Annotated in this window: 17 protein-coding genes; 3 read left to right on the top strand and 14 right to left on the bottom strand. The window is 35.2% G+C overall.

Going from position 1 to position 23,126, the window contains the following annotated elements:
• Positions 1–40 precede the first annotated feature (40 nt).
• From VZL98_11165 to VZL98_11200, 8 genes are all read right to left on the bottom strand, one after another.
• The gene (locus VZL98_11165; GenBank protein WVH63237.1) at positions 41–550 is read right to left on the bottom strand and encodes a ferritin family protein; all 510 of its coding nucleotides are present in this window, start codon (positions 548–550) and stop codon (positions 41–43) included.
• A gap of 1 nt (position 551) precedes the next feature.
• Positions 552–3,233, bottom strand: coding sequence for a formate dehydrogenase subunit alpha (gene fdhF, locus VZL98_11170; GenBank protein ID WVH63238.1), 2,682 nt, complete (start codon positions 3,231–3,233; stop codon positions 552–554).
• A complete protein-coding gene (locus tag VZL98_11175; protein WVH63239.1) occupies positions 3,226–4,194 on the bottom strand; it encodes a 2Fe-2S iron-sulfur cluster-binding protein in 969 nt (322 codons plus the stop codon). The genes fdhF and VZL98_11175 overlap by 8 nt, the downstream gene beginning before the upstream one ends.
• Positions 4,191–6,071: an NADH-quinone oxidoreductase subunit NuoF gene (gene nuoF, locus VZL98_11180; GenBank protein WVH63240.1), complete on the bottom strand. Its 1,881-nt coding sequence runs from the start codon at positions 6,069–6,071 to the stop codon at positions 4,191–4,193. Before nuoF ends, VZL98_11175 begins: the two co-directional genes overlap by 4 nt.
• A gap of 11 nt (positions 6,072–6,082) precedes the next feature.
• Positions 6,083–6,571, bottom strand: coding sequence for an NAD(P)H-dependent oxidoreductase subunit E (locus tag VZL98_11185; GenBank protein WVH63241.1), 489 nt, complete (start codon positions 6,569–6,571; stop codon positions 6,083–6,085).
• Between the two features lie 567 nt (positions 6,572–7,138).
• A complete protein-coding gene (locus VZL98_11190) occupies positions 7,139–8,059 on the bottom strand; it encodes an ABC transporter ATP-binding protein (protein ID WVH63242.1) in 921 nt (306 codons plus the stop codon).
• Between the two features lie 14 nt (positions 8,060–8,073).
• Positions 8,074–9,735 (bottom strand): iron ABC transporter permease, encoded by a 1,662-nt coding sequence (locus VZL98_11195; GenBank protein WVH63243.1) that lies wholly within the window; start codon positions 9,733–9,735, stop codon positions 8,074–8,076.
• A 145-nt stretch (positions 9,736–9,880) separates the two neighbouring features.
• The gene (locus VZL98_11200) at positions 9,881–11,020 is read right to left on the bottom strand and encodes an ABC transporter substrate-binding protein (protein WVH63244.1); all 1,140 of its coding nucleotides are present in this window, start codon (positions 11,018–11,020) and stop codon (positions 9,881–9,883) included.
• A 300-nt stretch (positions 11,021–11,320) separates the two neighbouring features.
• Between VZL98_11200 and thyA the strand changes: the two genes are divergently transcribed.
• The gene (gene thyA, locus VZL98_11205; protein ID WVH63245.1) at positions 11,321–12,190 is read left to right on the top strand and encodes a thymidylate synthase; all 870 of its coding nucleotides are present in this window, start codon (positions 11,321–11,323) and stop codon (positions 12,188–12,190) included.
• Positions 12,191–12,558: 368 nt separating this feature from the next.
• Complete coding sequence (locus VZL98_11210) at positions 12,559–13,476, top strand: transposase (GenBank protein ID WVH63246.1); 918 nt, start codon at positions 12,559–12,561, stop codon at positions 13,474–13,476.
• A gap of 376 nt (positions 13,477–13,852) precedes the next feature.
• Here the strand turns inward: VZL98_11210 and VZL98_11215 are convergent, their stop codons facing one another.
• The 4 genes from VZL98_11215 to VZL98_11230 are packed head-to-tail and all read right to left on the bottom strand — an operon-like array spanning position 13,853 to position 17,500.
• The gene (locus tag VZL98_11215; GenBank protein ID WVH63247.1) at positions 13,853–14,959 is read right to left on the bottom strand and encodes a metal ABC transporter permease; all 1,107 of its coding nucleotides are present in this window, start codon (positions 14,957–14,959) and stop codon (positions 13,853–13,855) included.
• Positions 14,952–15,815 carry a metal ABC transporter permease gene (locus VZL98_11220; protein WVH63248.1) on the bottom strand — a complete coding sequence of 288 codons (864 nt, stop codon included), beginning with the start codon at positions 15,813–15,815 and terminating at the stop codon, positions 14,952–14,954. Before VZL98_11220 ends, VZL98_11215 begins: the two co-directional genes overlap by 8 nt.
• On the bottom strand, positions 15,816–16,532 hold the full coding sequence (locus VZL98_11225; protein WVH63249.1) for a metal ABC transporter ATP-binding protein: 717 nt from the start codon (positions 16,530–16,532) through the stop codon (positions 15,816–15,818).
• Positions 16,533–16,546: 14 nt separating this feature from the next.
• Positions 16,547–17,500 (bottom strand): zinc ABC transporter substrate-binding protein, encoded by a 954-nt coding sequence (locus VZL98_11230; GenBank protein WVH63250.1) that lies wholly within the window; start codon positions 17,498–17,500, stop codon positions 16,547–16,549.
• Between the two features lie 311 nt (positions 17,501–17,811).
• Here VZL98_11230 and VZL98_11235 point away from each other — a divergent pair, with 311 nt between their 5' ends.
• Positions 17,812–18,873, top strand: coding sequence for a Glu/Leu/Phe/Val dehydrogenase (locus VZL98_11235; protein ID WVH63251.1), 1,062 nt, complete (start codon positions 17,812–17,814; stop codon positions 18,871–18,873).
• Between the two features lie 1,119 nt (positions 18,874–19,992).
• On the opposite strand, the gene VZL98_11240 is transcribed toward VZL98_11235, so the two are convergent.
• On the bottom strand, positions 19,993–20,856 hold the full coding sequence (locus VZL98_11240) for a serine hydrolase (GenBank protein WVH63252.1): 864 nt from the start codon (positions 20,854–20,856) through the stop codon (positions 19,993–19,995).
• Between the two features lie 705 nt (positions 20,857–21,561).
• Complete coding sequence (locus VZL98_11245; GenBank protein WVH63253.1) at positions 21,562–22,458, bottom strand: hypothetical protein; 897 nt, start codon at positions 22,456–22,458, stop codon at positions 21,562–21,564.
• Positions 22,459–23,126: the final 668 nt, after the last annotated feature.

The following is a 23,126-nucleotide window of genomic DNA, read 5'->3' on the forward strand; positions in this document are numbered from 1 at the left end:
GCTTTGTCAACAGTCTGAGCCGAAACCGGCTTTTTTCATCTTAACCTCCCCAAGGAAGGTTCATGTATTCTTTCTTAAGTCGCTTATACTCCTTCTTGAAGATATCTTCGTGAGTATATTCCCATTTGGCTAAACGGTCGAATAAATCTTTAAGTCTTTCATCATCTACGGAGTCCCTGGATTCTTCATAGAATTCAGCAAAGTCTCTTTCTATAAGGTATGCCATTCTAAGAACGGTCATATCAGGAACGTCTGATTCCAATAAGGTAGTATCCAGATGTTCAGATTTTTCTCTCTCCTTAAATATGCTGTCGGTGCCTTCGTTTTTCATGAAATCAGTATCCACTTCATAATTTTCAGCATCCTCAGTATATCTTTCCAACTCGGATTTTAGAAAGTGATAATGTCCAAGCTCTACTTGAGCTAATTGTTCAAACAGTTCTCTAGTAGTTGGATTTGAAAAACCTGCTGCTTTTTCCTTAAAGAAATTATGACCATCCATTTCCATAGACATTGCAAACTTTAAGATTTTTGCATAGTCAGGGTTCATATTATCCTCCTATTTTTTCTATTTTTACTGCTGCTACTTTATATTCAGGTGTCTTTGCATTAGGACAAAGTGCAGCATTGGTCAATTCGTTAGCCGCTCCGTCGACATAGTGGAAAGGCATATACATTATATTGTCTCGGATTGCGTCTGTAACTCTGGCTGTTGTTTTTATTCTTCCTCTTCTGGATGCCAATTCTATAAGTTCACCATGTTCGATTCCCAGACTTCCTGCAAGTTCTTCGCTGATCTCTACATACGAACTTCCTTCTTTTTGCATAATTCCTTCTGTTCTACCTGTCATGGTGATGACATTGTACTGATATAGGTTTCTTCCTGTACTTAAGATGTATGGATATTCTTCATCCACGACTTCTGCAGGTTCGACATTTTCAAATGGCATAAATAGTCCTACACCTCTTGCCATTATATCCTTATGCATAAATCTGGTTCCCGGATGATCTGCAGTAGGACAAGGCCACTGAACACCAAGACCATCTATCTTAGGATAGCTTATTCCGGCATATGAAGGTGTCAAGGATGCCATTTCATCAAAGATTTCCTCTGAGGAATTGTATTGCATATGGTAGCCCATTCTCCTTGAAATATCGGTTATAATATCCCAGTCTACTCTGGATCCAGATAGTGGAGGTATGGCGTTTCTTACTCTTTGTACTCTTCTTTCTGTATTTGTGAAAGTTCCATCCTTCTCTGCATATGATGTAGCAGGAAGTACTACGTCTGCAAATTCGGCAGTAGATGTCATAAACATATCCTGCACAATTAGAAAGTCTAAGCTGTTGAAAGCTTTTCTAACATGGGCTAAATCAGGATCTGATAAGGCTTGGTCTTCACCAAATATATAGAGGCCTTTTAAATCGCCTTCTATAGCTGCCGGTAACATCTCTGTAGCAGTCATTCCTATCTCTCCGGAAAGTTCTACGCCCCAAGCTTTTTCAAATTTTTCTTTTACCTCAGGCTTAAACACCTTTTGATATCCAGGATAGTCTGCAGGTAATGCTCCCATGTCACATGCACCCTGAACATTGTTTTGTCCCCTGATAGGGTTAACTCCTGCTGATTCTTTTCCGATGTTTCCGGTCATCATTGCAAGATTGGATAAACTCATTACATTTCTCGTACCTGTAGTATGCTCGGTTATACCTAAGCAGTAGTAGATTCCGGCTTTTTCTGCAGTTGCGTACATTCTGGCTGCTCTTCTTATATCTTCAGCGTCAATCTCGCATACTTCAGCAGCATATTCCGGAGTATAAGGTGCGATTGTTTCTATTAGTTCTTCAAAGTCTTCAGTTCTATTCTTAATGTATTCTTCGTCATATAGTTTTTCTTCATAGACTACATGGCATATGGCATTGATAAATGCTATATTTGTCCCAGGTTTAATAGGTATATGAATGTCGGCATATTCCGCCATTTCGATTCTTCTAGGGTCTACGACAATTACTTTAGCTCCCTTTAAGCGAGCTCTCTTCATAAAGGTTCCAAGTACCGGATGTGCTTCTGTCGGATTCGATCCAATCAGGAATATACAGTCGGTATCCTCGATTTCTTTAATACTATTTGTCATGGCACCGCTGCCTAGTGTGGTTGCAAGACCTGCAACTGTAGGAGCGTGTCAGACCCTGGCGCAGTGATCCACATTATTGGTACCGATCGCCGCGCGCATAAATTTTTGGAATATATAGTTATCTTCATTGGTCGCTCTTGCACAGGAGAATCCTCCGATGCTGTCCGGACCATGTTTTTCTTTAATTTCAGTTAATTTTTCGGTAATTAAACTAAGTGCTTCTTCCCAAGTAGCTTCTTCAAATACTCCGTTTCTCTTTATGAGTGGAGTTCTAAGTCTGTCGGGATGATTTATGAAATTGTATGCAAATCTTCCTTTTACACATAGCATTCCGTTATTTGGTTCGCTTCTCCAGTAAGGTTCAGCTCCAACTACTCTGCCATTTTTAGTAAGTAAATTAAGTTGACATCCTACTGCACAATAAGGGCATGTAGTCTTGGTTCTTTCAACTTCCCAAAGCCTAAACTTGTCTCTGGTTTTTGGCATCAATGCTCCAGTAGGACAGGCAGCAACGCAGTTACCGCAAGAAACGCAAACCGATTGTTCAATCCCCTGATCAAATGGTGCTACGATTTTGGCAGCAAATCCTCTATCCTGGAAACCTATGGCATTTGTCACTTGTAGTTCAGAACATGCTCTAACGCATCTTCCACAAAGTATACATTTATTTGCGTCATAGGTATAAAACGGATTCGAATCGTCTATCACATAGTTTTTATTGTCTTCAGACCTATACGAACCTTCCATTACATCGTATTCATAACAGTAGTCTTGCAGTTTACATTCACCCGATTTAGCACAGGTCAAACAATCATTTGGATGATTTGAGAACAGTAAATCGAGCAATTCTTTTCTTGATTGATATACTAATTCATTATCGGTCTCAATTTCCATTCCGTCGACAAGTTCTGCCGAGCAAGATGTGACAAGTCCTCTGCCGGCGACTTCTACAACACATATACGGCATGATGAGGAGCTTTTCAGCCTCTCATCATGACAAAATGTAGGTATGTCAATGCCTATTTCTTTACAAGCTTCCAAAATGGTAAGACCGTCATCAAAGGTATATTCAATTCCGTTGATTTTAACCTTATTCATGGTCGTCCTCCTCGAGAATCCTGAGTTTTTCTAAAACTCCTTCAAGCTCAAGGGCTCTAGCCCAAGTTGCTTTTTCAAATTTATTTCCGTCTTCAGTTTCAACTTTTACATATGGATCATCCGGACCATAGACGTATTCCAGTTCAGTTGCAAGTCTTCCCCTTAGGCAAAGCGGTCTGCATCTACCTTGAGGGTCTCTCGCTCTAACAGCTACCGGAACATCCTTATCGTATAGAATTTCCATATTACATCCATAGTCACAAGCTTTACATTTCACGCCTTTGACTTTTGCACTCCAGGACCTGGTTTTGCCGTAAGCTCTTCTATCCATTAGTGCACCTACCGGACAAGCTGTCACACATCTGTTACAAGATACACATGTAGACTCTTCCAGCGATTGATCTGCATCTGCAGAAATCTTAGTTACGAATCCCCTCTCTGCAAATGTAAGTACATTTCTAGTTTCAACTTGTGCACAGGTTCTTACGCATCTACCGCAAAGTATGCACTTACTCTCGTCTCTAAGTATATATGGACTCGATGCATCTGAGAATTCAGCGTATTTGTTTCCTCTTCTGGCTCCGTCATGTTCTCTAAATGTTACCGAATATCTATATGAAAGGTTTTGTAATTCACACTCTCCTGCTTTCTGACAGGTCAAACAGTCGTTTGGATGATTGTCAAGATATAATCTTAGTAGCATCTTTCTGTGATTTACTATCTCTTCATTTTCAGTTTCTACAACCATTCCATCACTTACCGGTGTAGAACAAGCTGTCATCAGTTTAGGTATTCCTTCGATTTTTACTAAACACATCCTACAAGCAGAGACGACATCTAAATCTTTCAGGTAACAAAGGGTAGGTATTATTATTCCGACTCTTTTTGCTGCTTCTACCAGATTTTCACCCTCTCTGGCAGTTACAGGTATCCCATCAATGATCAGATTTACTTCTCTCATAGTCTTCCACCTCTATCTATGGCGTTAAAGTTGCATGCAGCATAGCAATCTCCACATTGTATACATGCTTCTTGATCGATATAATGCATCTCTCTTCTTTCGCCTGTTATACATTCAACAGGACATTTTCTAGCACAAAGTGTACATCCTGTACAATTGTCATTAATCGTATAGCTTACGAGGTCTCTACAAATTCCGGCAATACATGTATCATTAGATACGTGATCATCATACTCTTGTTTAAAGTATCTCATGGTAGACAATACCGGGTTAGGAGCAGTTTGTCCAAGTCCGCATAGAGAGGTTGCCTTTATGGTTTCACCAAGTGATGCAAGTTTTTCAACCATTTCAGGAGTTCCATTTCCATGAGTTATTGTTTCCAACATCTCCAGCATTCTCTTAGTACCTTCTCTACATGGTGTACATTTCCCGCAGGATTCATCAACTGTAAATTCTAGAAAGAATCTGGCAATATCAACCATACAAGTGTCTTCATCCATTACTATCATTCCACCTGAACCCATCATGGATCCGAGCGCTGACAGATTGTCATAGTCTATAGGCGTATCAAGATGCTCAGCTGTAATACATCCTCCGGATGGTCCACCTGTTTGTACTGCTTTAAATTCTTTTCCACCGATGATTCCTCCACCAACTTCGAAGATTATTTCTCTTAGTGTAAGCCCCATTGGTACTTCAATGATACCGGTTCTGTTAATATCTCCACCCAGTGTAAATACTTTCGTTCCCGGTGATTTTTCTGTACCGAAAGATCTGAACCACTCATGACCATGGTTTATAATTCTCGGTATATTAGCTAATGTCTCGACATTATTTATAAGTGTCGGTTTGCCAAATAGTCCTTCATTTGCAGGGAATGGAGGTTTGTTTCTTGGTATCCCCCTCTTTCCTTCGATGGACTCAATAAGCGCCATCTCTTCACCACAAACAAAAGCTCCGGCCCCAAGTCTTATCTCAAGTTCAAAATCAAATCCCGAACCCATTATATTCTTGCCCAGTAGCCCCATTGAAGTAGCAATCTGGATACAGTTTTCCAGCTTTTTAACTGCAGAAGGGTACTCTGCTCTGATATAGATAAAGCCTTGATGTGCATTTATTGCATATCCTGCGATTGTCATCGCTTCGATAATAGTAAAAGGATCTCCCTCCAGGATGGATCTGTCCATGAACGCACCCGGGTCTCCTTCGTCAGCGTTTACTACTACGTATTTTATGTCGCCCTTTGCATTTTTAGTGAATTCCCATTTTAGTCCTGTCGGGAAGCCTCCGCCCCCTCTACCTCTGAGGCCGGATTCTTTAAGTTCGTTTATAACATCTTCAGGCGTCATTTCATTAAGTACTTTATATAGCGCTAAATAACCGTCAACTGCAATATATTCTTCTATACTGTCAGGATCTATAACTCCACAGTTTCCTGTAGCCAATTTCTTCTGTTTTCTATAGAATGCAACATCGTATAATCCCTGCATAGCTCCATCAGTAAGAGCTTCTTTAAAGATTAATTTCTCTACAGTATTGCCGCCGATAAGGTCCTCTTCAACGATTGTTTTAGCATCTTCCGGCTTTAAGTAAGCATAAAACTTCTCACCCGGATACACTATAGCTATCGGTCCCGCTTCACAAAGTCCAAAACAACCAACTCTTCTGATATCTATCTCATCAGTCAAACCTTTAGCTTCTACTTCTTTTCTAAATTCCTGCTCCAAGACATCTGCTCTTGAGGATTTACATCCTGTATCCATACAGATTAATACTTGCTTATTATAAACAGATGGTATGTCCGACCAAATGTCTTTTCTAAGTGACATAGTCGGAAGTACTCTCTCTTTTATTTCCCTTAATTGCTCAAGATTCATATTATTCCCTCCTAGTCTCTATATTTTGCGAGAATGTTTTTTATCTCGCCACCTTTAAGTTTTCCATAAACATCTCCGGAAATCATCATTACAGGTGCAAGACCACATGCTCCTACACATCTCGTGGCTTGGATAGAGAACAGCATGTCCTTTGAAGTCTCTCCTACACCTATCTCCAACTCTTCGATTACTTCATCCAATATTTTCTTGGCTCCACGTACATAGCAGGCCGTTCCCATACAGACACCAATTTCATAACGTCCCTTAGGAACAAGTGAAAATTGTGAGTAGAAAGTAACTACTCCATAGATTTCCGCTAGAGGGATATTCATTTTTTTAGATACCAACTCTTGAATCTCAATCGGCAGATATCCAAATAAGATTTGTCCTTTATGTAATACACTCATTAAAGATCCCCTAGAACTTCCCTTTTCAGCAATAAAGCTCTCAAATTCTTTCAGTTTATCCTTGTTTGCTTCAAAATCAAATACAAAGCTCATATAATCCTCCTCTATTTCTTGATGTGTTAACTCCTAATTATTGCATAAAACCTACTACATTATGTATTTATATGCAAAAATAATTAAAAAAATATATCTTCAAATTCAAAATTTGAATATATAAATCTTTTTAACACTTTCTCAAATATATAATACTTCAAAAGTGTGCTAAAGTCAATCGTATTACCCTTGACATAGTTCATATAGACCGCTAAATGATAACGTTTATCAGCAGATGCTTATAGTCCTAATCCTCTGCTATCAGCTTATTTATCGTATTATTATAGTTTACACTTTAGCTAAGTGTGAAAATCAGTATTTTTGCATTTGATAAATGTATAACAACTATCATGCTCCTGTTTTAAATATTTATGTAAAAATACACATTTGCATTATTCTAGCTTATGATAATCAAATACAAGTTGTCTTTTAGTGAAATTATTAAGATTTGTACATAATCATTTTAAGATTAATTATTTTTTATATGCTTGCCCTATTCATTACCCCATATGAGGTTTTAGATAATGTGAATTTTTATCTGTAAGGACTAGTATTATTTACCTTTCATTATAAAATATCTATTCCGATTATTTCTCCAGGCATGAATTTTTCTTTACCATCATTGAGTCTAAGCATGGTGAGGGTATTTCCTTCGTGTTCAAAATAATACAGTATTGTTGAACCGAGTATCTCTACCTTGTTTATCCTAACTTTAATATCACTTTTTGGATTTGGTATAATCGTTTCCGGTCTTATATACTGTTCTCTATCCAAAATATTGACTCTACCTACAAAGTTCCAAACAAAATCATTGGTAGGATGATTGTAGATTGTCTCCGGAGTTCCTATTTGTTGCAATTTTCCTTTGTTCAAAAGCAGTATCCTGTCGCTAATGGAGAAAGCTTCTTCTTGATCATGGGTTACGAATATAGTGGTCATATTAATTGCACTTTGAATTCTCCTTATTTCTTCTCGCATTTCGACTCTGAGTTTTGCGTCAAGGTTTGATAGTGGTTCATCCAGTAATAATACTTTAGGTTCGATGACAAGTGATCTTGCAAGCGCAACTCTCTGCTGCTGACCTCCGCTAAGCTCAGATATTTTTTTTTCGCCATGGTTGTCAAGTTTGACCAGTTTTAAATATTCCATGGCTTTTTCTTTCCTGGCGGATGCAGAAATGTCTCTAAACTTTAGACCGTATCCGATATTTTCAAGTACCGTCATATGCGGAAATAATCCATAGGACTGAAAAACTGTAGATACCTGTCTCTCGCTTGGATCTAGTTCTGTTATATCTTCCCCGTCCAATATTATTTTTCCGCTAGTCATTTCGAGAAAACCTCCTATGGCCCTTAAAACTGTTGTTTTTCCACATCCACTGGGTCCAAGAACGCATAGCAGTTCTCCTTGAGGCACTTCAAAACTCAAGTTATCAACAACGGTTATATCTCCGTATTTTTTTGTAAAGTTCTCTATTTGAAGAAACATATGCATCTCCCTTTCTAATTTGAGCTTTGCTTCGTTTTCTTTTTATCCGATAGAAACAGTAAATAAAAAGATATGTTGAAAAGCATTACTACGAGTATTAATAGGCAGGCAATAACAGCTCCTATCCTATACTTACCTGATTGTATTACATCGAACATTATGAGTGTTGCCAGTTTTTGACCCGGGTAGACCAAGAATATTATCGATCCGACAGTGGTCATGGTTGCCGTAAAGTTGTTTATAAAGGATAAGAAGAATCCCGGTTTACTGGACGGTATCATGATATCTTTGAGTACATTCATCTCATGACCGCCGAGGTCTTTACATGAGTCGATACTCTCAGGTCTAATCTGTTTTATAGTAGAATCCGCAATTTTGGTTGAAAACGGAAGCTGTTTAAATAACACATTCAGTATAACTATTGTAGCTGTACCTGTAAGTGGTAAGGGGTAATCATTAAATGCGAGTATATAACCCAAACCAAAAAAGGTCCCGGGTATTATATAGGGCATTGTAGCGATAAAATCAATTACTTTCATCAATCTCACTTTTCTTATTTCCCTATAGTAGGATAATAAATATCCTATAGTAGTTCCTCCAATGGCTGCAATTAACGAGTATCCTATGGATCTGAAGATGGTGGTATTGATATGGTTTTTACTTTCTACTATATTTTCAAGTGTAAAATACATTACGCCACGTGTTTTTTTAGTGATTGCACTGAGAAATATAGAACCGTATTGCATTATCAGTATGAATAGGAATAGAATCGTCAAAACCCCAAAGATTCGGTATATCTTCCCTGATCTGGGTAGGTTTAATCCGTCAGAACCGGTTGTACTTCCTCCCATCATCGGAAGTCTGTTCATATAATGTCTAAAGATAAGGAATCCGATAAGTGCAGGTATAAATATTAGAGTATTGATGGCTGCGGCTCTATTTAGATTACTGTAGGCAATGACTGAAAAATAACTTTCCGCTGCGAGCGTATTGTATGAGCCTCCTATAATTGCAGGCGTTGAAAAGTCAGCAAGTGAGCGTACAAATGCCAGGACAGCAACGACCAGAATCCCCGGTCTTATCATAGGAATAATTATATCGAAGATAATACTTCCCGTGTCAGCTCCCAAATCTCTAGCTGATTGTATTGTATCTGAGTTAAGTGATTTTATTATGCCGATTAAGAGTATTGAGCTCAGTGAAATAAACCCGAGCGACTGCATAAGCACTATCCCGTAAAAACCATAGGTGTTAAGTGTCAATCCGAGTATGTCATGAGTTATAAAACCTCTTTTCCCAAATAGGGTTATATACGACAAAGAGGTTACAAATGGAGGAGATATCATGGTGAGCATCAAGGTTAGATTTATTAATCTCCCGACCCACTTTTTAGTAAGTGATGCATAAACAGATATTATTACGGTCATTACAGTAGTTAGCACTGTCGTTGATATTGCAACCATTAGGGAGTTGGTTATGAGTTTGGTACTGTTTTTTATTAGATTTTTATATATATCGAGACTGTATATCCCATCTATGTTTACACTTTTTACCATAACCATCCACATGGGATATAGGATAAAAAGTATTACCGATACCGCCACGATTATTATCAGTAGCACATCGAGTACATTATAAAATCTGTTGATATTCTCTCTATGTTTTGAAATCTTCATATCTCTATCACTCTTTCGTCTATGTAAAGGCATATTTAAAACTATCTTTAATGATTATTATATACCATAATTATCTAATATTGATAGAGCAAGCCTACTAAAGTTTTAATACTTTTGTAGGCTTGTTTAATCTATCTATTTAATTCTATTTGTCTCCCGCAATACTTTGGAATTTTTCAAGTATGGCTTCTCTGGCACTGCCGAATGTTGAAAGATCTTCATCTATAAGTTTACTTGGATCAAGTCCAAGGTCAAATCCTTCAGCTCCCGGTTTAACTAATTGATTAGTGTCCTTACCGTCGATTTCAGCAATCATCTTTTGGGATTCAGGCTCATACATAAAGTCGATAAAAGCAGAAGCTATATCTACATTGTCAGAGCCTTTGAATATTGCAACTCCTTCAGGTACCCAAGGGATTCCTTCCTCAGGGAATATAAGAGTTACATTCTCTTCCTTCATAGCATCATGAGCTGATTTGTCAGCCGGAATGATGCCTATCGCAAACTCTTTTGCTATTGTCTTTTCAAATGGATCCTTGCCTCTTTTACCATATGCAGTTATGTTTTCATTGAGTTCAGTAAAGAATTTCCATCCTTCTTCTTCACCCCATAAATCTAGCCAACCTTTTAGAGCTGCATAATTAGTTCCGGAAATTGCAGGACTGGACATGATAACTTCATCTTTGTACTTGGGATCTGCAAGATCTTTCCATCCCTTAGGAGCCTCAAGTCCCTTCTCTTCAAGTACATCGTTGTTTACTAGTAAGCCGACAACTGTTATCCCTTTAGAATACCAGTATCCATCAGCATCTTTGAATTTTGCATCTATATCTTCAGCATTTGGTGATTTATAAGCTTCTAATAAATCATCGTTCTTAGCTTGGATAAAAGCGTCAAGTCCGCCCCCAAACCAAAGATCCGCCATAGGTTTTCCACCTTCAGCTTTTACTCTTGAAAGCACTTCACCTGATGACATTGATAAGAACTCAACTTTAGCACCTGTCTTTTCGGTAAACTTTTCAAATAGAGGTACATATGACTCTGAAGTCGCTACAACATTTAAAGTTCTACCTTCAAAATTTAATTTAGCTTCATCTTCAGTCTTTTTTTTCTCTTCCTTTGGTTCCTCTTTTGGTTCTTCTTTTGTCTCTTCTTTAACTTCGCCACTCTTATCGTCAGCTACTTCAGTTTTCTGGTCTTCAGCAGGCTTAGTCGGTGAACAAGCTGCGAATAGCATTACCGATACCATTAGTAGCGAAATTAGCGTTAAAAACTTCTTTTTCATTTACTCCCCTCCAAATTATTTGATAGTCACTTAGGACTACCTCTATTATATCCTAAATTTCTATTCCTAATATTGATTTTTCTTATCGATTTATAAGATATCCTTATATGTATAAATTATTCTATCTTACTTAAACATAAGATTATTTTTTTATAGGGTTTTATAGGGTATAATATAAAAAGACGATAGAGCTTAACTGAATTATGTTTTCTAATAAAATGGCGATTAGATTCATTTAAACAAGTATAAAAATAATCAAATAACTTATTAGATACTCATTTAAGAGAGAAAGGAGAAAAAATGTCCAGAGTAGATAAATTATATATGGAAATGGCTAATAAAATTAAGACAATCGGAATATCAGAACTAGATGTGCCAAACTCTGAGGTTAGACCTGTATGGGATGATGGAGAGAGTGCATATGCCATCTACCTTCCACAACAGTTTATAAGCTATAATCCTTCAGAAACTCCACTTATTTCACTGAGGAGAATCGCATGGAAAACTGCAATCAAAGAGATTTTATGGATTTACCAGGATAAATGCAATGATGTTAATCTCTTAAAAGAAAAGTACAATGTCAATTATTGGGATGAATGGGCTAATAGTGAAGGAAACCTTGGAACAGCTTATGGTTATCAGATATGTAAGGAATTTAAAAGCCCTGAAACAGGCGAAATGACCAATCAAATTGATAGACTTATAAATGGCTTAAAAAACGATCCACTGAACAGAAGACATTTTATGACCATGCTAAATATGAACGAGCTGGCAGACATGACACTTATCCCATGTGCATTTATGACCATGTGGACCGTTGCCGGCAATAGACTTAATATGACGCTAATCCAAAGAAGTGGAGACTTCCTGGCAGCAGCAGCTCCAGGTGGAATAAATGCATTTCAGTATTATGCACTCCTATTGATGGTCGCAAAAGTAACAGGCTATGAACCCGGAGAATTTGTTCACTTCGTTCAAAACCTCCACATTTACAACAGACATATGCCAATAGTCGATGAAATCATCGGCAAATACGATGAAAACAAACCGGTCCCAAAACTCGTACTAAATAATGATGTAAAAAACTTTTACGAAATCACAATAGACGACTTCGAATTATTGGACTACAACCCCGACCTAACTAAATACACAATTCCAATAGCAGTATAAAATAGAAAGCATAGTTCATCGAACTGTGCTTTTCTTATCCCCAAAACCCCAAATGGATCCAGGTTAAACTTTTGACGTAATTTGCATTAACTTTTTATTTTGAGTATACTTCATGTATATCCTCCTTTGAGTTGGTTCATTAGTGATTTGTTTGCGCTATTACTATTACCATTCTCATTGGAGGATATTTTTTTCTATTTTAAAATACAGTAAATGGGGTCAGGCTACACTTTTTTAAACTATTTTGTATTTTTATTATATTTATATTATATTTAATCATTTATATGATTTAAATTCATAGATTTTTAATAATTTTTTATGCATTAATATGATATGGTTATATTATCAATTACAAGGTGGTAGATAAAATGGCAAGAAAACCTAGAGTTCAAGATAGTGGAATGATTCATCATGTAATAGTACGTGGCAATAATTCTCAAGATATTTTTAAAGACGACAATGATCGCATTAGATATCTTCATCTTCTTCATAGGTACAAAGAGAGGTTTAAATTTAAAATCCTCGCATATTGTTTTATAGATAATCATATACATCTATTACTCAAACAAAGCGATACTAGTCTTTCAAAATTCATGGCAGGTATACAACAGAGTTATACTCAATATTTTAACTTTAAGTACAATGAAACAGGTCATGTTTTTCAACAGAGATTTAAATCTTTTCCATGTTCTGACGAGGCTTATTATTTGTCTCTCATCGCCTATATACATAATAATCCTAAAAAAGCAGGACTTGTCGATAGTGCTGAAAAGTATGAATGGTCTAGCCATAATGAGATAATGAACACAAGTAAAAATGATCTATGTGATATTGATGAATTGTTTCAAATAATAGGACTTGATAGAAGTAATTCCATTACAAGTTACCTATGGTTATTAGGAGAAGCCGGCGATATAGATTTGGAGCTCGAAAATCATTATATGAGTAGTGAGGATTTAGAACTCAGTCAATCTTCGGCATGGTTCAAGGAGCAAGAAAATATTATAAATCGCAGAAATGTAACAACTGAAGAAATTGACAAAGCAATTGAGCTTGTGAAAAAAGATATATTTCTAAAACTAAAAACATCTGATTACAGAAAATACTTTACTATCATTGCTACAAATTTTAGCATGCTTTCAAACAAAGAAATTGCAACATATTTGAAAATATCGCCTACAAGGGTATCCAACATTAGATTTGAGTATTCGGAAGGGAAATATGGCAAACATTTCGATGATATTATAGATAATATAAGTAAGAAATTTGATAATAATACTTTATAGACTATCGAAGATTTTGATATATTTATAACTCCACTTCTTTTAAACCTCATAATTATTTAATTGAAGGATAATTTTTTCATAACAATTATACTGATCCCTTTTGGATACTTGATATTTACGAAAAATAATAAAAAAGTTTAGAAATTAGTATAAAATATGATAGGCTTCAATAAGTCTATGCATATATACTATTCTATTTATATAAATATATTAACCCATCAGTATTAGGCTTATTTAAAATTAGATATATATTATTATCCATTTTACTTAAAAAAAGTGTAGCCTGACCCCGTTTATGTGGAGATTTGGTTTTAGATGAAAAATGCAATCTTCTAGTTATGAAGATTGCATTTTTCGGGGTATGATTTATGGGTAATTAATAGTTGTACTCTGTTCTTAGTTTTTCTGTTCTTTTTAGTCCTGATTCAGTTAATGTGTAGTAATTGTTTTTGTCATCCAGTTTCACATCTCCTGAGTCGAGTAGTGTTTTAATTCTCTTTTCTGTTTCTGTATTTGTCCAACCTAGATGTTTTGAGATGCTATCTCTTCCAAGTTCTATAAATCTATCTTCGTCCTTATAGTGATTGTATATATGCATTAGAATAACAGTACTATACAGGTTTTGCAGTTTTTTCCTTCTCAGTATTATCGTTGTTATTATTCCACCCTTATAGAAGACTACTGTCAATAAAAATGTTAAGAGTCCTGCTAGGGCGGCTGATCCTGCCATGGATACATTATATTGAAGTGCAAAAATATATCCGATTAAACTGTTTATAACACCATAAAGAACTGCTACTAAAAGCGTATACTTTAAGTCTTTGGTCAATAAATAACTGCTGGCAGCCGGCGCAATCATAAAGGATATGACGAGTATGGCGCCAATTGCATCAAATGATGCTACTGCATTGATTGAAGTTATAAACATAAGTGTATAAAAAATAATTTTTATCTTTACTCCTGACAGTTTCGCATATTCTTCATCAAAAGTTGCAATTTTGACTTCTTTATAAAAGAGTGCAAGTATGATTATATTTATTATTAGCAGTACGCTCATATGAACTGTTTTTACAGGAAGGCTTATTCCCAGTATATCCATTCTGTTAAGTGGTTGGAAAAGAATTTCTCCGAGAAGGACAATCTCAGTATCTATATGTGCATTTCTTATAAATTTACTAATAAGCACAATGGCGAGTGCAAAGAAAATCGTATATACAATTCCAATTGCATCATCTTTATGGACTTTTAGCTTGGTAGATATCTTTTCCACCGAATACACGGTTAGTAGTCCAAAAAGCGCCGCGCCAACCATTAATAATGGCGATCCTACATCCCTCACTATAAAAAAGGTAAGGACTATTCCTAAAAGTACAGAGTGGCTTATCGCATCTGCAATCATCGATATCCCTCTTAGTACCAAAAATGTTCCGTTAATAGCGCAGAGAGTAGAGGCAAGTATCAAAATTATTAAAACTTCATACATTTATATACCTCCTTCTCAGTATCCCCTTAGGTGATATTATAGAGGAGATTATAAATAAGAGTCCCATTATTAGGATTATGGTGGCTCCTGTCGACAAGCCCTTCATTAAAGAACTCAAGTAAGTTCCCGTCAGTGTACTACATAAAGTTAAAATTGAAGATATTACGATATTGTTCTTGAATTTATCTGTCCAAAGTGAAGCTGTTATTGTCGGTATTATTAAAAAGCTAGATATGAGTATTGCTCCAACGAGTTTCAATCCTGATGCAATTATCATTATCATTAAAAACATCAATAAAACTCTTAAAAGTTTCAAGTTCAAGCCAATCATATATGCATACTCTTCATCGAAAATAAAAACTTTAAATTCTTTAAAGAACAGTATAATCAAAAAGATTGTCAATATCGAAATCCCTGCGATATAGTAAACATCATTTCTCATAATATATGCTGCTTGTCCAAATATATAGTTTGATAATCCGGCTTGCAATTGCGGTGAATATGAAGGGTTTCCGGATATATAACTCTTTAGTATCAATCCTCCTCCAAAAAAACCCGATAATACTATTGCAAGCATGGCATCCGAACTTACTTTTGTCATACTGGAAACTATCTCAATTAAAAAGTATGCAGCCGTAGCTGTAAGAGCAGCTCCAAGTATCAGTATGCCCGGATTTCTGGTTTCAAATAACATAAAAGCTAGGATTACTCCCGGTAGCGCGGCATGACCAACTGCATCTCCTACAAGACTCTGCCCCTTATTTACTGCAAGCACTCCTACCATCGAAGAAGCAATCCCAAGTAGAGATGTTCCAATGGCAATTATTATAAATGAATAAGAAGTTATGGTGTTCATTTACACACCTACTCCATAGCAAAGTTCAATATTTTTGTCATTGAAAACTTCATCGGTCGGTCCGTCTGAAATAATTCTCTTATTTATCATTACTATATGGTCAAAATTTTCCGCGATAGTGCTTAGATCGTGATGCACAACTACAAGAGTTTTTCCGTTTGCTTTGAACTCCTTAAATTTTGACATTATTACTCTTTCAGTTTTTACATCTAGACCTTTTAGCGGTTCGTCCATAAAGTATAAATCTGCATCCTGACATATTGCCCTTGCAAAAAACACTCTCTGTTTCTGACCTCCCGACAATTCAGATATTTGTCTATCGGAAAATTCCAAGATTCCCATTTCTTCAATGGCTTCCATTGCTTTTCTTTTATCGAATTCACTTGGTTTTTTAAACAGTCCTGTATGGACATATCTTCCCATCAACACCACATCCTTAACAGTTACTGGAAAATCCCAGTTTACAGTCTCTGTCTGTGGTATATACGCTATTCTTTTTAAAGATTTTTCTATCTTTTTACCAAAAACTTTTACCTCTCCGGATAATGGTTTGATAAGTCCTAAAATTCCTTTAATCAAGGTAGACTTACCCGCACCATTAGGGCCGATAATTGCAGTGACTGAATTTTCTATAAAATTCAAATCCACATCGAATACAACCGGCTTTTCCAGATATGCTATAGAAAAATCTTCTATTTCAACTATTGCTTTATTCATAAAATCACTCTTTCTTACTTCAAGTTGTCAGAGATGAGTTTTACATTATGTCTATACATGTCTATGAAACTATCTCCTTTCTCTCCCTCCGGAGCTAATGAATCTGAGAATAACTCATTCCCATGACCTGAGACAACTTTTACATCCGAACCCTTACTTCTTACAATTTCTTTTAATTTCTCCATTCTCTGTGGATCTGTTGTGGTTTCAGCGAAGATTGCCTTAATCTTTTTCTCAGCAATCAAACTGGCTGTATCCTCCAGATCCTTATTAGCGACCTCAGATTGAGTGCTCACACCTTGAGGCGCGACAACTTCGATATTGTAATATCTACTAAAGTAGTTAAAAGCATCATGAGGAGTTACCAAATATCTACTTTCCTTAGGTATCTGATCTAACAGCTCCCTGTTTTCTTTGTCAAGTTCGTCAAGTTTAGTCATATATACATTTAAATTTTCTTTAATCTCTTTAGATTTTTCAGGTACTAGTTTTTCAAGATGTTCTGCAACTTTTGTTATAGCCTTTTTATATAGATTTAAATCAAACCAAAAATGCGGATCTAAAACAGTTTCTCCGTCATCCTCCATAATCGTAGTATCTTCTCCTGAAAATTCTGAAGTAATATTCTGTCCAACTTTTTCAAGCATTTCAATCATCTTACCTTCAAAATGAAGTCCATGATAGAGAACCAGGTTTGCGTTTTTTATCTTGTTTAAATCTTCGGGTTTAGCAACATAGACATGTGGATCTTCTCCGGCAGGTATGATTAATTCTCTCTGAACAAAATCACCAGCTAAAACTTTTACCATATCATTGATAAATGAAGTGGATGAAGCTACTATCTTTTTGTCATCACTTACTTTGTTATCATTCACACTTTCATTCTTATTTTCATTTTTATTTACAGGCGTACATGCAGTTAAGAGCATTGCCAGTACTAATCCAATTACTAATATTATCTTTTTCATAAATCGCTCCTTATTAAGTATTTGCTAAATTATTTAAGTTAGACTCGACTAACTTAAATAATTATAACATGCCTTCTATTCTTTTGCAATAATCTTTTTTCTTTTTTTTCATAAAAGGTAATGGATTTTCATTATGTTTATGTAATATATGCGTTTATTTCTTAATATATGGTAGTTCAAATAGCGTATTATTGTTTATAAACATCTATATTAATACAAAAAAATTGTTGTTATACAGATTTAAATCGTGTTATAATTTAACTACTATAAAGTTATATAGTAAATTGATTTAATTTGTTGGGAGGTTTATGATGAAAATTTTTGATAGAATGATGGAACATGATTATGAGCAAGTAATATTTTGCCAAGATAAGGATACGGGTTTAAAAGCTATTATATGTATACATGATACTACCTTGGGCCCTGCTCTTGGTGGATGTAGAATACTTGATTATAAATCGGAAGATGAGGCATTGAACGATGTCCTAAGACTTGCACGAGGAATGACTTATAAGAATGCGGCTGCAGGACTTGATCTCGGCGGTGGAAAATCTGTAATTCTAGGAGACCCTGATACTATTAAAAGCGAAGCTCTATTTAGAGTTTTCGGTAGATTTGTAGAAGGATTGAATGGAAGATACTTAACCGCAGAGGATGTAAACTCGACAACTGCAGATATGGACTTTGTAAATCTTGAAACTGAAAATGTAGTAGGTATTGAGCATAAGAGCGGTAATCCTGCTCCGGTAACTGCATATGGTACTTTTAGAGGTATACAAGCTGCAGCTAATGAAGTCTATGGTTCAGATGATTTAAAAGGTAAAGTTGTAGCAATACAAGGGGTTGGCTCTGTAGGTTATTATCTATCCGAGTTACTAGTAAATGCCGGAGCAAAGTTAATTGTCACCGATATTAAGAAAGCCTCTATCGATAGAGTTGTCAATGAGTTCGGTGCCGAGTCCGTTGCTCCCGATAAAATATATGGAGTAGAATGCGACATCTTCTCACCATGTGCAATGGGTGCAATAATAAATGATTTTACCGTTGAAGAGTTAAAGTGCAAGATAGTTGCAGGAAGTGCCAATAACCAGCTTGCTGAGAATGTACATGGAGATATTCTGGATAAGAAGGGTATCCTATACGTTCCGGATTATGTAATTAATAGCGGAGGCGCAATAAATGTTGCTCAGGAGATGAAAGGTTACGATAAGGACAGAGCAATGGCAAACACTTCTCTAATATACGATGCTTGTAAGAGAGTTTTCGAAATTGCAAAAGAAGATAAGATTCCAACATATAGAGCTGCCGATAAAATGGCAGAGGAGAGAATTAATTCTCTTGTAGCGGTAAAAAGAATATTACCACATAAATAAAAAGAGTATAATTATCTTTCTGATTTAAACAAAGGAGCTGTATCAGAATGTTCACTTTCTGACACATCTCCTTTTATAATGTACATTATTTTTTCTTTTTAATAAAATCATCTATTACCGCATATTTTTGTAAACATACTAATCTTTCAATTTCTTTACCTTATTTGAACTTTGTAATTACCGGGACTTGACTGGTATTTTCAATATTAATTTTATTATAAAACTCTAATAAATCACTTTCTACTTTATCTGTTAAGTCAACCCCTACTACAGGAATTTTTTTGCTTGTTCACTGCTCTATAGTAAATACTCTTCGTATCTTTTCAATATTTTCAGTTTTCAGATGTAAATATCAGAGTTATCTCATCATTATTATTCAGTAAATTGAGAGTATCCTCGAATTCATATCTTGATATTCATGCATTTGTTCTAATAGCCCATATTATAATGATTGTAACTACTATGCACAATAGTGAAATATATTTATATCTACTTTTATGAAATGGTGGAATTTTACGTGTCACAAATATACAAGGTAATGCAAACAGCAAATACCCGATAAACGGCACTAGGATACCTATTAATACAGATGTATAAATAGATTCCTTATGGTATGCAAAAGCATATACTGCTGTAAAAGGCATAAAAAATTAACCTTCCAAAAGGTAAGATTCTATAGTTCTTTCTTTAAAATCCACTCTCAATACTCATTGAATCCCTCCTAATCTAAAAAGGTTATCATCTTCTCTTTTCACAAATGCTCCTTTTATTCAATTTTCTATTTGAAACTCATAATTATTTCTTAACCTTCTTTCGTTATTAACATTTTGTACTTTAATCGAAAACCCGAGAGAATGATACAGGACTTTGGTGTATGGACTGCAGCACTCAAATTGACGATGTTCCTATCTCAAGTTCCGCTAAAATTGAAGCTCTATATATAGGCAACGTAAAATCAAATAAGTTTCACCATCCAAATTGCAAAGCGGTAAAAAAGATGAACAAACATAATAAAAAGGAACTTCTTAGTAGAGAAGATTCAGCCGGGTCACGTTATATCCCGTGTAAAATATGTAATCCATAATAAAAAACTGTCCGTTATTGGGCAGTTTTTTCATTTTATTGGATTGATTTTTGAGTATTTGAACTCACGCAGTTTCTCAATTGGTCAATGGTTTTAATAATAAAGCTGACATCCTCGTAGCGCCCTTTATTGGAGTGGGACCCCAAACTACAGATAAGAAATTCTCTATCTCCATCATTATATAAGACAACCAAATTAAAAACATCGCCCAAAGAGCCTGTTTTCATACCCTCTACTTTAGGATTGTATACTTTAGATTTATCATTTAGAAAATCATTTGTATTTTTCCAACTGACTGTTTTCCCATTAGGCAGTGTTGTTGTGTATGTGGCTTGTTTTACAATATTTCTAATCCATTCATGCTTTAGAAGTTTATTAGTTACCGACTCGATATCCTTCACAGAAGTTTTTGCATCGTAATCATAGCCACTTGGATCGTACAAAACCGTATCATCGTAGCCTTCAGTTTTAAGATGTTCTCCAAGACCATTCATAAAGTACTTAATTCTATCTTTAATATTTTGTGCGTTAGGATAGATAAGATTTCCAAAATGATTCGCTACAACATATGCGGCATCATTACCGGATGGCACCAACATTGCAGCTATTAAATTCTCCAGTGTATACTTATCCGGGTTTAAATCAGCTTTAGAAGAACCCTTTTTTACCAGCTTCAATGCGTCCTTTTCACCTTCAATTATAGTACCCTTATCAGCCATCGTCAGAATATAGTCAATCACAAATAATTTGGCAATGCTTGCAGGATTATATTTTTCATTTTCGTTCTTAGATATAATCACACTACCACTCGCATTGTCGATTACCAGAAATGACTCGCCATTAAATCCATTCTTATTTGTTTTAAAACCCCATGTTAATTCATTCACTCTATATTTCATATCTTCAATAAACTCCGTATGAGAAATTAGGTATCCCCCTGTTAACAAAAAGCAGATAATCAATATTACGATGAATCTATTATTTAAAGCTTTAATTTAATCACCCCCTCACACTTAAATAATATGCTTGCTGCAATTTAGCTTCTTTTGATTTCTAAAGAAAGAACTATTATCTTTCAGTTTTTCTATACTTTTATTATACATTAAAAGAATGATAATAATACTACAGTATTGTAAGCTAAATAATTTAATGTCCTAGTTTTAGACGCCCAAAAAGACCCCAGAATTTTTCAAAAACAGTAACCATCATCCGCTATATAATAACGATTATAAAAAATTTCCGCGATTGCGGAAAGAGTATTTATAAGGACGTCATATATAACTAATTTGTAATATTGTGGATAAAAGCAATAAAAGAATCGTTGGATAAAATAATATAAGACTTATGATTACAGATTGATATACATACACTAAAATGTATAATTAACGCACCGAATGCTGGCTTATAGTGATTTTAAATGGATTTATATGCGAAAAAGTCAATTATGTCAAGCCTGACCCCGTTTCTGTCAGCATTAAAAGAATGATAATAATATTACAATATTGTAAGCTAATTAATTTAAGATTCTAAATTTTAGGCAAATAAAAAGACGGGTATAATTGAAAGAATACTCCCCGTCTTTTTGCTTTTCTTAAGCTATTCAATTATTTATTATTCTGTTTATTTATTCTATCTTTTATCTCAGCCAAGGCTTCGCTGTATCTTTCAGACTTAATTGAAGGAAAGGCACTAAGTAGTCTCCTTAAACCGGGTATTTTTAAATCTCCCTCAGATTTAATCCTCTTACGTATCTCCTTTAATCTGGTTTTAGCTGCTTGAATATCCTCAACTCTTGTTTCTATTCTTTTCTCAAGTTTACTTATAAACTGCTCTATATCGTAGCCGAACTTCTCCATAAAAGACTTATTTTCATCAATTAAACCTTCGACTTTCATAGTCCTCTCATAAATCCTATAACCCAGATCATTTGATAAAACCCTCATGTCTTTTGCGATTTTATCCATTCTTACCAGTTTCAATCTTAATTTGTACAATGTCTGAGCTGTTACAGCAAAGTCTATAATAAGCAATGTATAAGCGAAAACGAAGATAAAAAGCAGTAATTTTGTATTTACCAAACCGACAAATTTAGCTATCGAGGGCTGTACAAAATGAACTATTAATACGCAAAATATCCCCCAGTATATGGAGAAACTGAGACAGATGTATCCGCTTAAATTATATTTAAAATCCGAGTAATCCCACCATCTTGTATGTAGTATTTTTTCAAGTAAAAATCCTGTTACATATTCAAGTACACTACATATTATTACCGACGCAATAAACAAAATAGGCAGATTATTATTTACAGGTTCCAATAATAAAAGCACCAGCAATACTCCGAATCCATATATGGGACATACCGGTCCATTGAGCATTCCCCTATTCACAAATTTCTTTTCTGTATATGCTGCGTATGCAACTTCCACCATCCATCCGCCTATGGCATATATTATGAAATACGCCAAAACCTTTTCCAAATTCATAAAAATACCGTCCATTCTAAATAAATTAATACTACCTCAAATTAGGGTACGTAAAAGCATAATTCACCTTAACGATCCGTATTGAAGTGAAGAGCAAATACTTTTTCTATTAATAAATGATGATTTCTACAGAAGTGATTATAAATCTTATTCCAAAAATTGACATATAGTGCGTCTGAGAAATACAAATTAATCGAAAAAGAAAAAACGGCTAAACTTAGCCGTTTAAATGGTGGGGCATACTGGGCTCGAACCAGTGACCTCTACGATGTCAATATGAAAATTATGGTATTGTTTATAACTATACACTATCGTATACGACTATTTAGAGCTTTCCTATCTTTTGTATTCATGTTTCGAGTTGCCAGCGATTGTATGCAATTAAACACCCACACCAATAAAATTTACCACATCTTTTAAATATTAAAAAATTTAAACTTGATTATAATATAATACATTATGAGTACTTATAATACAACCCTAAATTGTAGTTTTTTGAGATAAAGTCTATATAATGTGGGAAATTACTTTTATAAGAAAACATGATCCATCTTAGGCCTTTTGATATAATAGCTTCACCAAAAAACTAACCAGGTTGTAAAAGAGATGGTTCGCTATATTGAAGATTGTAATACATTCACTTAAGTTCACACTTCGGGTGGATGATGTTACACCTTAGGCTC

Source organism: Peptoniphilaceae bacterium AMB_02 (assembly GCA_036321625.1).
GTDB classification, from domain to species: Bacteria; Bacillota; Clostridia; order Tissierellales; family Peptoniphilaceae; genus Microaceticoccus; species Microaceticoccus formicicus.